Genomic DNA, 13,220 nt, shown 5'->3' with positions numbered 1-13,220 from the left:
GGTTGGCGCGGATGGTTGTCAATGGATTCGTTGTTGCTGTTTGGGCGGGTTGATACGAAAGACAACAGCACATTCCCTTCGGGAATGACAACAGAAGGAGTAATCGCAATCAGTTTCTCATCGGAAGATTTGCGTGTGCGAATTCCAAACACGGATTCTCCAATTTCTGCGAATATAGACGATACGGTTGGATAACTTGATGGCTTGCTTGCGGTTAGAGAGCTATTCGCCGAGTTTGGCTCGTGAAGGAGTTCATCGTTGGCCAGCGGCAAAATTAAACGCTTATATCTGATCCCGATTCTCTCGAAGGCTCTCGATGTGCTGGAGATGCTGGAGGAGCAGAACGCTGCGATGACGCTGGAGGATGTATACCAGCGGACGCAGATTTCGAAGACCAGCGTGTACCGGATTCTCAAGACGCTGGTGCATCGCGGGTACGTCGCGCATGGGGAGAGCGGCGAGTACCGGCTGGTTTCGCGGCCTAAGCGGCTGCGGTTTGGCCTCGCAGTGCAGTCTGCTGACCTGCCGTTTTCGCAGCAGGTGGCGGCCAGCGTGACGGCGGCGGCGGCGAGTTCGGGCGTAGAACTCATTATTCTCGACAACCATTTTGACGCCGAGACGGCGATTAGCAACGCGGAGGAGTTTGTTCGCAAGAGGGTCGACCTGGTGCTGGAGTTTCAAGCGGAGGAGCATGTGGCGCCGCATGTGGCCTACATCTTCAAGAACGCCGGGGTGCCGCTGATTGCGATCGATGTGCCGCACCCGAATGCGACGTACTTTGGCGTGGACAACTTCGAAGTGGGGTACGAGGCCGGGGTTCTGCTGGCGCAGCATGCTTTGCGCAAGTGGAAGGGCAAGGCGGACTGGGTTCTGGGGATTGGGCTTGCCGAGGCGGGGAGCTTTGTGCAGAGCCGGATTACGGGCGCTTTCGAGGGGATTCGGACGCGGCTGGCGGAGCACGATGCGCAGATTCCAGCGGAGCGGTTTCTGCGACTTGAAGGTCGCGGGATGCGCGGGCCCAGCAACCTGGCGATTCAGGAGTTCCTGGGGAATCATCGCAAGGGCGAGCGGTTTCTGGTCGCGACGGCCACAGATTCGAGTGCCCTGGGTGTGCTGGATGCGGCGCGGAATGCCGGCCGCGAAGCGGATTTCGCGATTGCCGGGCAGGATTGCATTCCCGAGGTCATTGAGGAAATGAAGTCGGGCAAGAGCGCGATTATCGGTTCGGTTTCGCATGAGGCGCAGACGTACGGGCCACGGCTGGTGCAGCTGGGCATCACGATTGTGCGTGGAAATTCGGTGCCGCCTTACAACTACGTGAAGCACCGGGTGGTGACGCCTGAGGACCTGAAAACGGAGTCCGAGACCGAATAATCCGAGAGGCAGGGCTGGGCTGCGAAGAGCGCCCGGCCTTCTTTTTAATTTCAAGAATTCGAATCGGAAATACTTCCCCTATTGTTTTTTCGTATGCTATGGTGGTTGGGTTCCCTGAGCTGGGGCCGATAGACTTGACCCTGTAACTTTCCTCTACCTAAGGATTTTGACTATGAGTACTGCTACGACTTCTTCGCCTACCTTGAAATACCTGGAAGACCGCTGGGATGATGCGGTGGCCGCCACGCTGGATGCGCCGGAGTTGCTGCGCTACCGGTCCAATCTGCTGGGATCGGACCTGCGGATTACCAACTTTGGTGGCGGAAATACCAGCTCGAAGCTGACGGAGATCGATCCGCTGACGGGTGAGCCGGTGGAGGTGCTGTGGATCAAGGGTTCAGGCGGCGATGTGGGCAGCATCAAGCGGTCGGGCTTTGCGACGCTCTATCTAGATAAGGTGCTGGCACTGGAGAAGAGCTATCGCGGCGTGGAGTTTGAAGACGAGATTGTGGGGCTGTATCCGCTGGCGGCTTTCCGGGCGAACCCGGTGGCGGCTTCGATCGATACGCCGCTGCACGGGTTTCTGCCCTTCCCGCATGTGGACCACCTGCATCCGGACTGGGGGATTGCGCTGGCGGCGGCGGCGAACGGCGTGGAGAAGATGGAGGAGTTCAACGCTGAGTTTGGGCATAAGCTGGTCTGGCTGCCGTGGCAGAGGCCGGGGTTTGAGCTGGCGATGATGCTGAAGCGCGCCGTGGCCGCGAATCCAGGGTGCGACGGGATTGTGCTGGGTGGGCATGGGTTGTTTACGTGGGGTGAGACACAGCGCGAGAGCTACCTGAACACGATCACGATTATTGATCAGCTGGGGCAGTTCATCAGCCGGCATGGGCTGAATGTTGGGACGGCGGTTTTTGGCGGGCAGGTGCAGGAGGTTCGCGAGGACCGGAAGGCGATTGCTGCGGCGATTCTGCCGTTTCTGCGCGGGCAGCTGGGCCAGCATCGGCGGGCGATTGCGAGCTTTTCGGACTCTGAGGATGTGCTGGGATTTGTGAATTCGCGGGATGCGCAGGAGCTGGCGTATTTGGGGACGAGTTGCCCGGATCACTTTATCCGCACGAAGATTCGGCCGATGTTTGTGCCTTGGGCTGAGGGTGCGGATGTGGCGGCGCTGAAGGCTCAGGTGATTGAGTCGCTGAATGTGTATCGCGCGGATTACGCGTCGTATTACAAGGATCATGCGTTGCCGGATTCCCCGGCGATGCGCGATGCCAGCCCGACGGTGGTGCTGATCCCGGGTGTGGGCATGTTCAGCTTTGGCAAGAACAAGACTGAGGCGCGGATTACGGGTGAGTTCTACACGAACGCCATTCATGTAATGGAGGGCGCGAGCGCGCTGGGGCATGGGTTGCCGGCGATCAAGACGGGCGATGAGGTGCCGCAGGCTGGGCCGGCTGCCCCTTCTTCGGCGTTCTCTGTGTGTACGAATTATGTGGCGCTGCCGCCTTCTGAGGCTTTTCGGATTGAGTACTGGGCGCTGGAAGAGGCGAAGATTCGCAGGCAGCCACCGGAGAAGGAGCTTAGCCGCAAGGTGATTCTGGTGGTGGGCGGGGGCAGCGGCATCGGGCGCGAAGTGGCGCGGCTGGCGGCGGAGCGCGGGGCGCATGTGGTGGTGGCGGACCGCGATACGGCTGGGGCGGAGCGGGTGGTTGGCGAGTTGAAGAAGATTGTGCCGGCTGAGTTTACGGCGTGGTCGGCGGTGGATATTACGAACCGCGAGACGATTCGCGGGGCGCTGGCTACGGCTGTGAATGCGTTTGGTGGCGTGGATATTTTGATCAACACGGCTGCGCTGTTTCCTTCTTCGCCGGATGGAACGATTTCGGATGCGATGTGGGCGACTACGCTGAGCGTCAACGTTACGGCGAACTATCAGTTGGCGGATGAGGCGGCGAAGCTTTTCAAGGAGCAGGATCTGGATGTGACGCTGGTGCTGACGAGTTCCGCCAACGCTGTCGTTCCGAAGCGCGGCAGCGAGGTTTACGACATCAGTAAGACGGCGCTGAGCCACCTGGTGCGGGAGCTTGCTGTCGGGCTGGCGCCGAAAGTTCGCGTGAATGGGATCAGCCCGGCGACGGTGGTGAAGGGCTCGACGATGTTCCCGCGGGACCGGGTGCGGGCTTCGCTCGCGAAGTACAACATTCCGTTTGAGGAGACGCTCTCGGATGAAGAGCTGCGGACGCTGCTGGCGCACTTCTATGCGAAGCGCACGTTGACGCATGTGCCGATCGATCCGGTGGATTGTGCGGAGGCGATTTTGTATCTGGCTGGGGATAAGTCGCGCTGCACTTCCGGGCATTTGATTCCTGTGGATGGCGGGCTGCCGGAGGCTTTCCTGCGGTGATCCAGACTTCGGCGCAACAGCGGGAAAGAAGGGCTTCGGTGGCCATTGATCTGGGCGCTGAGAGCTGCCGTGTCTCGCTGCTGCGGTGGGTTGACGGGGAACCCGAGATTGAGTTGATACACCGGCTGCCGAACGGGCCTGTGTTCGATGCAGATGCTGGGCCGAATGGTGAGTTGCGATGGCCGCTGGATCGGATTCTAGCGGGGCTGGAAGAGGGTTTACGCAAGGCTGCTGAGGCTGCGCCGGAGGGGATTCGGTCGCTGGCTGTGGATGGCTGGGCTGTCGACTATGTGCGGCTGCGGGCGGATGGAACGCCGATTGCGCTTCCCTTCTGCTACCGCGATGTTCGCAATGAGATTTCGAAGACTGCGGCCGACAAGCTGATTGGGCCTGAGGAGTTTTTTGCGCAGACGGGGGCGCAGCCGTTGCGAATCAATACGGTGTATCAGCTGCTGGCCGATCAGGCTGCTGAGGTTTCGCCGGGGACGCCGTGGTTGCTGCTGCCGGAGTACGTGCTTAGCTGGCTGGGTGGGCGGCGGGTGGCCGAGTATACGAATGCTACGCATACCGGGCTGGTGGATATTGAGACCGGGGACTGGTCACGGCCTATCTTTGACCGGCTTGGATTGTGGATTGAAGCTGCGCCGGAGATTGTGCCTACGGGTACGATTCTGGGCAAGCTGCGTGGGCCGCTGGCGAAGCTGCCGGCGTTTGCGGATACGACACTGATTGCTCCGGCTTGCCATGACACGGCTTCGGCGATTGCTGCTGTTACGGCGGACTTGTCGCATACGGCCTATATCGTTTCAGGGACCTGGTCGCTGGTGGGGACGGTGGTGGATGCGCCGATTACTACTGCGGAAGCCGAGCATGCGGGGTTTACGAATCAGGGTGCTGGTGCTGGCGGGTACTGCTTTCATACCAATGTGAATGGCATGTGGGTACTGAAGCAGTGCATGGACCACTGGTGCGACGAGGGGCGCGAGATCGATCTGGTGACACTGATTGCGGGGGCTGCGGAGGTCGCGGAGATTCCTGGGGTGATTGATGTGGACGCTCCGCAACTGCTGCTCGGTGGGCGCATGCCAGAGCGGTTGAATGAGGAGCTTGCGAAGGCCGGCTTGGCTCAGATTCCTGATGTTCAAGGCAATGAGCCGGTGTTTGCGCGGATGATCTTTGCCAGCCTGGCGAGCCGCTACGCCACCGTGCTGCGGAACCTTGAGACGCATACGGGACGGAGCTTCAGGAAGATCACGATCCTGGGTGGAGGGAGCCGTAATTCCCTGCTGAGCAGGCTGACAGAAGAGAGCACCGGACTGCCTGTTTCGGCGGGTGAGGCGGAGGGCTCTACGCTCGGAAATTTCGCGGTGCAAATGGCCGCGCTGGAACAAAATCCCATCTCGCCGGCGCTCGTTCGTGGCTGGGCGGAAAGGCTTACGGCGGCCGCACTCGCAAAACGCTGATATCTCATCTGAAGGTCAATCCACTCTCTCTTTTTCGCTCTCATTCCTCTGTTTCGATTCACGTCAGACCATCCAGTATTTGGAGACCAGCCTATGCAATTGCGCACCCCACGAAATAGACCGTCCCTGCCTCGCAAGATAGCTGCCGCTACGACGGCGCTGCTGCTTGCCGCTTCCCCTGTTCTAGCCTCTGCACAACAAGCATCCGATTCGCTGAAGGCAGGCTTTGAAAATCCTCCGGCATCCGCGCGGCCTCGCGTCTGGTGGCACTGGATGAATGGAAACATCACGAAGGAAGGCATCAAGCTTGACCTGGAGTGGATGCATCGCGTGGGTATTGCCGGGTTCCAGAACTTCGACGCTGCGCTACAGACGCCGCAGGTGGTCGATAAGCGCCTCGCTTACATGACGCCGGAGTGGAAGGATGCTTTCAAGTTCGCCACGACGACGGCAGACAGCCTGGGCATGGAGATGGCTATCGCCGGTTCGCCGGGTTGGAGCGAAACCGGTGGGCCGTGGGTACCCGGTTCCGAGGGCATGAAGAAGTATGTGTGGAGCGAGACGCTGGTGGAAGGCGGGAAGCCTTTCACCGGTAAGCTGGTGCATCCGCCTACAGTGACGGGAGCGTTCCAGAACCTGGGCATTCACGATATGTTGGAGGCGCCAGCCGGGTCCAAGCCCGCGCCGCAGTTCTACGCGGATGGCCCGGTGGTCGCGTACAAGCGCGCTGCCGGCGACGTACCGCTGGAATCGCTGCATGCGAAGGTGACTGCCAGCAGCGGGTCGCCGGATGCGGCGATGCTGGCGGATGGAGATTTGGAAAAAACGACCAAGCTGCCGATTCCCAAGATTGGAGAAAGCTCCTGGATTCAGTGGGAGTTCCCGGAGGCCGCGACGATTCGTGCGGTCTCGATCGTAACCCCGGACCCGGGCCAATTCGCCGCCCTGGCGGGTATCGCGGCGCCGGTGAAGACTCTCGAAGCGAGCGATGACGGGCAGACCTTCCACGAGGTTGCCAAGCTGGATGCCGGTGCGGGTGGTGGGGCGACGAGCAGTGCCGCGCAGCACACGATTGCGTTTCCGGCGACGAAGGCGAAGTACTTCCGCGCGGTCTTCAAGCGTGGGCCGGCGCCGCAGATTCCAGAGTGGGCACAGGGGATGGATTTCAGTTCGATGGGAATCAAGATTCCGCCGCCAGCGACCGATTACGACATTGCCGAACTGTCACTTTATCCGGGTGCGCGCGTTAACCATTTTGAAGATAAGGCGGCGTTTGTACCTGTCAATGATCTATACGAATACTGGTCACCGTCGGGCGACACGAGTGCGGCGGTGGCCAAGTCTGAGGTCATCGATCTGACGAGTAAGATGCATCCGGACGGAACGCTGGACTGGACTCCGCCGCCGGGAGACTGGGTCGTGCTGCGTTTTGGTTATTCGCTGCTGGGCATTACCAATCATCCGGCTACTGCCGAGGCCACCGGTCTCGAAGTAGACAAGCTGAACCATACCTATGTGAAGAAGTACATGGACGGCTATCTCGACAGCTACAAGGAGACGGTGGGCGCGGACTGGATGGGTAAGAAGGGTATCCGCTACGTGATCACCGATAGCTGGGAAGCCGGTTCGCAGAACTGGACCGACGACATGATGGCGCAGTTCAAGAAGTATCGCGGTTATGATGCAACGCCGTGGCTGCCTGTCCTGGCTGGTGTGGTAGTGCAGAGCCCGGAGGCAAGCGACCAGTTCCTTTGGGACTTCCGCAAGACCATCGGCGACCTGATTGCCGACGAACATTACGGACAGGTGCAGGCTTCGCTGAAGGCTCGCGGCATTAGGCACTACGGCGAGTCGCATGAGTCTGGACGCGCTTTTGTCGCCGATGGCATGGAGGTCAAGAAGCTGAACGACATTCCGATGAGCGCGATGTGGACGCAGTCGCCGGGCGTGAACAACCCGACGTACGGCTACAACGCGGACGATCGCGAATCGGCTTCCGTGGCGCATATCTATGGGCAGAACATTGCTGCTGCGGAATCGATGACAGCGGCGGCGGCCCCGTGGGCCTGGTCTCCAGCGACGCTTAAGCCTACTGCCGATCAGGAACTGCTGAACGGCATCAACCGCTTCGTGATTCATGAGTCGGCGCATCAGCCGTTGATTGACAAGAAGCCGGGGCTGACGCTTGGACCGTTCGGGCAGTGGTTCAACCGCAACGAGACCTGGGCGGAGCAGGCCGGGCCATGGATCAACTATCTCGCCCGCAGCAGCTACCTGCTGCAGCAGGGGCACTTTGGCGCGGACCTTATCTACTTTTATGGGGAGGATTCGAACCTCACGGCGATCTTCGATCAGAAGGCACCCGAGATTCCAGCTGGGTATGGGTTCGATTACATCAATGCGGACGGGCTGATTCACGAACTGAGCGTGACGGGCGACCGCATCACGACCAAGTCTGGGATGAGCTATCGCGTGCTGGGTCTGGATGCGTACAGCAAGCATATGTCGCTGCCGGTTTTGCGGGCACTGCATAAGCTTGTTTCAGAGGGTGCGACCGTTGCAGGTGCCAAGCCTGCGGACGATCCGAGCCTTGCCGATGATGCGGCTGAGTTCAGCAAGCTCAACACGGAACTGTTTGGCGACGGCACGGGTGTACACAAAGTGGGCAAGGGCACGGTGTATGCCGGTCAGTCGCTCTCGGATGTGTTTGCTGCTCTCAAGCTTCCGGCGGACTTCGACTACTCGAAGCCGGAGCCGGATGCGCGGCTGGAGTTTGTACACCGCAAGCTGCCGGATGCCGATGTCTACTTTGTCGACAACCGCAAGGACCGCAGTGAGAGCCTCGATGCGACCTTCCGCGTGACCGGTAAGGCGGCTGAGCTATGGCATCCGGAGACGGGCAAGACTGAGCCTGCTTCCTACACCATTGCCGATGGCAAGACGACTGTGCCGTTGACGCTGGAGCCGTGGGGAACGGTGTTTGTGGTCTTCCGCAAGGCGGCGAAGGGAACCTCGTTCGCTGTGCCGAAGATGACCGAGGCTACTGTGGCCACGGTGGACGGGCCGTGGGATGTGACGTTCGATGCCAAGTGGGGCGCGCCTGCTTCGGTGAAGCTGGACAAGCTCATCTCGTGGACGGATAGCCCCGATGCTGGCGTGAAGTACTACTCCGGCATCGGCACCTACACCAAGACGATCGATCTGCCGGCTGCTTCCTTGAAGAAGGGTTCGCAGTTATGGATCGATCTCGGCGATGTGAAGAACCTGGCCGAGGTTACGGTGAACGGTAAAGCGCTTGGGCAGGTGTGGCATGCTCCTTACCGGATCGACGCGACGAGCGCGCTGAAGGCTGGCGCGAACACGGTCACAATCAAGGTCACGAATGCGTGGGTGAACCGGATGATCGGCGACGAGCAGCCCGGCGCGACGAAATACACCTTTGCGGATGTGAAGCCTTACAGGGCGAAATCGCCGCTGCTGCCTTCGGGGCTGCTGGGGCCGGTGACGGTGGTGCAGGAAAGCAAATAACTTTGTTCAACAGAAACGCCCGGAGCTCTCGCGAGTTCCGGGCGTTTTTCTTTGCTTGAAGTTTATGCTTCGACGGAAGCCTGCAGACGTTCTGACATCTTGCTGAGCAGCTTGGGGCGGACGCTGGGGCGGGTCCAGGGGCACTCGGCGATGCAGATGCCGCAGGAGGCTGCTTCGGCGAAGAATGGGATGCACTTGTCGAAGTCGACATACCAGCGGTTGACGCCGCGGACGAGCTGCTTCTCTTCGAGAATTGCTCCCGGCGGGCAGGCGCGGGTGCAGACCTGGCAGGTCTTGCAGAAGTCATCGACGCCGAAATTTATGGGGCGAGAGGGGACGAGGGGCATGTCGGTGGTGATGCCGGCCAGGCGAACGCCTGCTCCGAACTTGGGGCTGATCAGTGAGCCGTGCTTGCCGAGTTCCCCCATTCCTGCTTCAATGGCCGGCGGAATCAGCACTACCGCGCTGGCGCCCGGACCGGGGTAGGCGGTGGCGTTGTAGCCTTGCGAGCGGATCCAGTTGGCGAGGCCGTAGGAGGAGCGAGTTCCCTTGGCGTACTGGTCGCCTACGTCGCATACGCCGATGCCGTTGGTCTCGTCGGAGGGGACTTCCTTCAGGCGATCGTAGTTATGCGCGAGGCCGAGGACGATGATCCAGGGCTCCTTCACCTCATACCCCTGAAAGATGTACGTCGGTTGCATTGCCGCCACGCCGAAGTCATCTGCCTCGTGTGACAGAGCGAACTCCCTCGCCATTGCCGTCAGTTCTTCGGGCGAAGCTGGATTCTTTGTCGCCGCTACAGGAACCTCTTCGGGGTAAGTGTAGGCAGCCATGAAGGCCGGACCGGAGCCGGGGCAGTTGCGGGAGCTTTCGCGGGCAACGATCTGGAGTTCGCCGTAGGGGTGCATGTCGGGCGGGTGCCAGAAGAAGGGCGATGGCTGGCGGACTTCAGTCTCGCCGAGGCCGTTGATAGGGTTGCCGGAGACTTTCAGTGCTGCCAGTGTTTCCGGGCGCGGGCGATACGTGCCTCGCGCGGGGCGGCGGGGATTTGTGCCGGAGGGCTTGGCGGCTGGCAGCGCTGTGGGCTGGCCTGAAATGGCTTGTTCTGAGACGGCTTGTTCGGGCACGCGGGACCTCGCTGAGGCGATGGGAAATCGGTCCAAGTATAGGCGCGGCGAGATGAAGCTGGCATCGACCGAATGGTGGAGACGGGCGGCGCGAATTCCCTGCCCCGCCGGCGTTGATTATCATCCAGGTATGCCCAAATTTGACGGACAGACACTGCTGATTGACGCTGACGATACTCTCTGGGAAAACAACATTTACTTTGAGCGAGCGATTGCGGCGTTCATCAGCTATCTCGATCATGAAGAGCATTCGCCGGAGCAGGTGCGGCTGGCGCTGAACCAGGCAGAGCGGGAGACGATTCTTTCGCATGGATATGGGCTGGGAAGCTTTACGCAGTCGCTGATTACCTGCTTTGAGCGGCTGACGGCGCCGCCTCATACCGAGACGCAGCATGAACAGATTCGGCGGTTTGCGCAGAGTATCGCGGAGCAGGATATCGAGCTGCTGCCGGGGGTGGCGGAGTTGCTGCCGGAGTTGGCTTCGCGGCATCGGCTGATCCTGATGACGAAGGGCAGCCAGGCGGAACAGGCGGATAAGCTGGCGCGCAGCGGGCTGGCGGAATATTTCAGCGCCGTCGAGATTGTGGCGGAGAAGAATCCTGCGGCTTATCTGGATGTCACGGCGCGGCATGAGTGTGTGCCGCATTCGACGTGGATGATTGGGAACAGCCCCAAGTCGGATATCAATCCGGCGCTGGCGGCGGGGCTGCATGCTGTGTTCATTTTTCATAAGGACACATGGGTGCTGGAGCATGCGGAGATCGATGCGGCGCCTGAGGGGCAGCGGTTGATCGAGATTGATGCGTTTGCGAGGCTGGCGGAGATCTTCTAGCGCGAGAATCGGAAGAGCGGGCCCGATTGACAGGCTGTTACCGCAACCGATAGCCTTGGGCCGTTCCGCCCACTACTCTTTATTAAGGAATTCATGTCCTTTCTTGCCAGCTTGAAATGCATTGTGACGGACAGCCATTTCCTGGTGCCGTTTGTGGTTTTGCTGGCGGGGATTGCCCTGCTGATCGCCCTCCATTGATGTCGACTCCTGCAACCAAACCCGCGCGGCAGACGATGTCGCTTCATCAGCTTGGCGTGGTTGCCGGGCTTACGGCTGGCGTGTGGCTGGGCGCTGCTGAGGCTCCTACGAAGCTGGTGAATGCGGGGCTTTCGCCATTTACGATTTCGCTCTGCATGGTGGCTGGTGTCTTCACGGCGCGATGGACGTTTCCCACGCTGCTGAAGGGCACGAGCTATGTGGCGAAGGATCTCGCTAGCAAAAAGCATCTGATCGTCTGGGCGCTGCTGGCTGGGGCGCTGTGGGCAGTGGCGAATACGCTGACCGTGTATGCAATTCGCGATGTGGGGCTGGCGATTGCTTTTCCGATGTGGAATGCGAATTCGCTGATTGGCTTGTTCTGGGGGCGGGTGCTGTTTCGGGAGCTTGAGGGTGCTAAGCGCACTGTGATTATGCGAGTGCTGCTGGGGTCGCTGGCGATTGTGGCGGCGGCGATCATGCTGGGGTTCAGCAGCATGCACGGCGGGGCTGCTCCTGCGCCCCATGCGGTTGAGGGGATTCTGGCAGCGATTGGCGCGAGCTTTATGTGGGGCACGATGTATGTGCCGTACCGCAAGGCTTACCTGAGCGGGATGAATCCGCTGTCATTTGTGACGGCGTTTACGGTGGGCGAGCTGGCTACCGTGGGGATCCTGGCGGTGACGCTGGGCGGTGGCGCTCATGCCGTCCTGCTTGAGTTGCAACACGCTCGCGGAGTCCTGTTCTGGCTCTTCCTGGGTGGATTTGTCTGGGTGATTGGCGATCTGTTTCAGCAGTTTGCTACGAAGTATCTGGGGATTGGGCGCGGCATTCCGTTGTCGAATACCAACCAGCTTTGGGGTTTGGCGTGGGGCGCGCTGGTCTTTGGCGAACTGGCTGGGGCGGATCATTCCCATCTGCTGCTGGTGCTGGGCGGGTCGGCCATCATGATCGTCGGGGCGGCGCTGATCAGTTCCGCGGTCGCTACGGGCAAGGAAAATTCGTCGCGCAACGAGGCGATGCTGCGCGAGTGCGACCGCTATGGGCTGGATTACCAGGCTACGCTTTCGTCGATGGCCGGGGACAGTTCGGACCATACGGGCAAGCGGCGCTGGTGGGATTATGCGATTGTGCTGGTGGCTACGGGGGTCTTTGTCTACCTCGCCGCGCAGGCGCGGTATCCGGAATTGCAGATGAACATGACCTGGGTGGTGGTGCTGGGCGTGCTGCTGCTGGTGAGCCTGGCTGCGGGCTGTTTGAGTCTTTGGCGGACGACGAAATTTTCATAGTTGGAATTTCAAAGTAGATTTCCAGCCGGTTGCCGCGTTCGACATTGCCAGTCACCTGATATTTGCGTATCGTTTTCATAGCTTGGGATTCGCCTGTTTTCAGGCTCTGAAGGAGAACTCATATGGCCACGATGATTGTGAACAAGACGCCGCTCGGTGCGGATATGGAAGAGTGGGATGAGTTCCTGAAAGGGCGCTATAAGGAGGGCAAGAGCGAAGAAGAGTTTCGCGTGTACGACGCCCAGGCCAACCCTGGCGTTGCGGAGTTTTACCGGCTGAACCATGAGAACCAGACCTTCGACTACGTGATGCAGAAGGAAAAGGAGTACTTCGGCCTGGACAAGGGCGAGAAGTCGATCTGGGAGGCTGCAGAGTTTCTGAACACGCTGGTGGACGAGAGCGATCCAGATACTGACCTTACGCAGATCGAGCATCTGCTGCAGACTTCGGAGGCGATGCGCGCCGATGGGCAGCCTCGCTGGATGATCGTGACCGGCTTCGTGCATGACCTGGGCAAGGTGCTTTGTCTCTGGGGTGAGCCGCAGTGGGGCGTGGTGGGCGATACCTTCCCTGTTGGGTGTGCGTATTCGAAGGATATTGTCTTCCCGGAATACTTCGCCGCGAACCCTGACCTGCACCACCCGGTCTATTCCACCAAGTACGGCATCTATGAGCCGAACTGCGGTCTGGACAAAGTGCATATGTCGTTCGGGCATGACGGCTATATCTACGAAGTGATGAAGAACTACCTGCCGATGGAGTCGCTTTACCCGCTGCGATATCACTCTTTCTACCCGGCGCACAAGCATGGTGCGTATGACTACCTTATGAACGATCAGGACCGCAAGATGTTCAAGTGGGTCAACGAATTCAACAAGTATGACCTGTACTCGAAGGGCCACTCCAAGCCGAACATGGCTGAACTGAAGCCTTACTACGACGATCTGTTCGCGGAGTTCTTTCCGGCCAAGATTGCTTGGTAAGCTGATAGCCCAGGTCTGTCGGGAT

Annotated in this window: 9 protein-coding genes; 8 read left to right on the top strand and 1 reads right to left on the bottom strand. The window is 59.9% G+C overall.

The genetic code is table 11. The features are described 5' to 3' along the window. The first annotated feature begins 258 nt into the window (after window positions 1-258). The 4 genes from AC5S27_RS11540 (at window position 259) to AC5S27_RS11525 (ending at window position 8,769) form a co-directional block, all read left to right on the top strand. Window positions 259-1,374: a sugar ABC transporter substrate-binding protein gene (locus AC5S27_RS11540; protein WP_493934708.1), complete on the top strand. Its 1,116-nt coding sequence runs from the start codon at window positions 259-261 to the stop codon at window positions 1,372-1,374. 172 nt (window positions 1,375-1,546) lie between these two features. Further along, on the top strand, window positions 1,547-3,778 hold the full coding sequence (locus AC5S27_RS11535; RefSeq protein ID WP_493934707.1) for a bifunctional rhamnulose-1-phosphate aldolase/short-chain dehydrogenase: 2,232 nt from the start codon (window positions 1,547-1,549) through the stop codon (window positions 3,776-3,778). Then, window positions 3,775-5,241 (top strand): rhamnulokinase, encoded by a 1,467-nt coding sequence (locus AC5S27_RS11530; protein WP_493934706.1) that lies wholly within the window; start codon window positions 3,775-3,777, stop codon window positions 5,239-5,241. The genes AC5S27_RS11535 and AC5S27_RS11530 overlap by 4 nt, the downstream gene beginning before the upstream one ends. 93 nt (window positions 5,242-5,334) lie before the next feature. After that, window positions 5,335-8,769 (top strand): glycosyl hydrolase, encoded by a 3,435-nt coding sequence (locus AC5S27_RS11525; RefSeq protein ID WP_493934705.1) that lies wholly within the window; start codon window positions 5,335-5,337, stop codon window positions 8,767-8,769. A 62-nt stretch (window positions 8,770-8,831) separates the two neighbouring features. On the opposite strand, the gene AC5S27_RS11520 is transcribed toward AC5S27_RS11525, so the two are convergent. Next, window positions 8,832-9,896: a 4Fe-4S dicluster domain-containing protein gene (locus AC5S27_RS11520; RefSeq protein ID WP_493934704.1), complete on the bottom strand. Its 1,065-nt coding sequence runs from the start codon at window positions 9,894-9,896 to the stop codon at window positions 8,832-8,834. Between the two features lie 52 nt (window positions 9,897-9,948). On the opposite strand from AC5S27_RS11520, the gene AC5S27_RS11515 reads away from it, so the two are divergent. The 4 genes from AC5S27_RS11515 to AC5S27_RS11500 all read left to right on the top strand — a co-directional run bounded on the left by AC5S27_RS11515 (window position 9,949) and on the right by AC5S27_RS11500 (window position 13,195). Beyond that, window positions 9,949-10,728, top strand: a complete 780-nt coding sequence (locus tag AC5S27_RS11515) for an HAD family hydrolase (protein ID WP_493934703.1) — start codon at window positions 9,949-9,951, stop codon at window positions 10,726-10,728. A 93-nt stretch (window positions 10,729-10,821) separates the two neighbouring features. Next, on the top strand, window positions 10,822-10,926 hold the full coding sequence (locus AC5S27_RS11510) for a translocated intimin receptor Tir (RefSeq protein ID WP_493934702.1): 105 nt from the start codon (window positions 10,822-10,824) through the stop codon (window positions 10,924-10,926). Then, entirely contained in the window at window positions 10,926-12,212 is a 1,287-nt protein-coding gene (locus AC5S27_RS11505; RefSeq protein ID WP_493934701.1) for a GRP family sugar transporter, read from the top strand. Before AC5S27_RS11510 ends, AC5S27_RS11505 begins: the two co-directional genes overlap by 1 nt. Window positions 12,213-12,334: 122 nt before the next feature. After that, a complete protein-coding gene (locus tag AC5S27_RS11500; protein WP_493934700.1) occupies window positions 12,335-13,195 on the top strand; it encodes an inositol oxygenase family protein in 861 nt (286 codons plus the stop codon). The last annotated feature ends 25 nt before the right edge of the window (window positions 13,196-13,220 follow it).

Source organism: Acidicapsa borealis (assembly GCF_059115245.1).
This window is presented reverse-complemented; position numbering and strand designations above follow the sequence as displayed.

Excerpts from the sequence above, each read along its gene's own strand:
- AC5S27_RS11535 (WP_493934707.1), top strand. The coding sequence starts at position 1,547 with ATGAGTACTGCTACGACTTCTTCGCCTACCTTGAAATACCTGGAAGAC.
- AC5S27_RS11525 (WP_493934705.1), top strand. The coding sequence starts at position 5,335 with ATGCAATTGCGCACCCCACGAAATAGACCGTCCCTGCCTCGCAAGATA.
- AC5S27_RS11515 (WP_493934703.1), top strand. The coding sequence starts at position 9,949 with ATGAAGCTGGCATCGACCGAATGGTGGAGACGGGCGGCGCGAATTCCC.
- AC5S27_RS11510 (WP_493934702.1), top strand. The coding sequence starts at position 10,822 with ATGTCCTTTCTTGCCAGCTTGAAATGCATTGTGACGGACAGCCATTTC.
- AC5S27_RS11505 (WP_493934701.1), top strand. The coding sequence starts at position 10,926 with ATGTCGACTCCTGCAACCAAACCCGCGCGGCAGACGATGTCGCTTCAT.
- AC5S27_RS11500 (WP_493934700.1), top strand. The coding sequence starts at position 12,335 with ATGGCCACGATGATTGTGAACAAGACGCCGCTCGGTGCGGATATGGAA.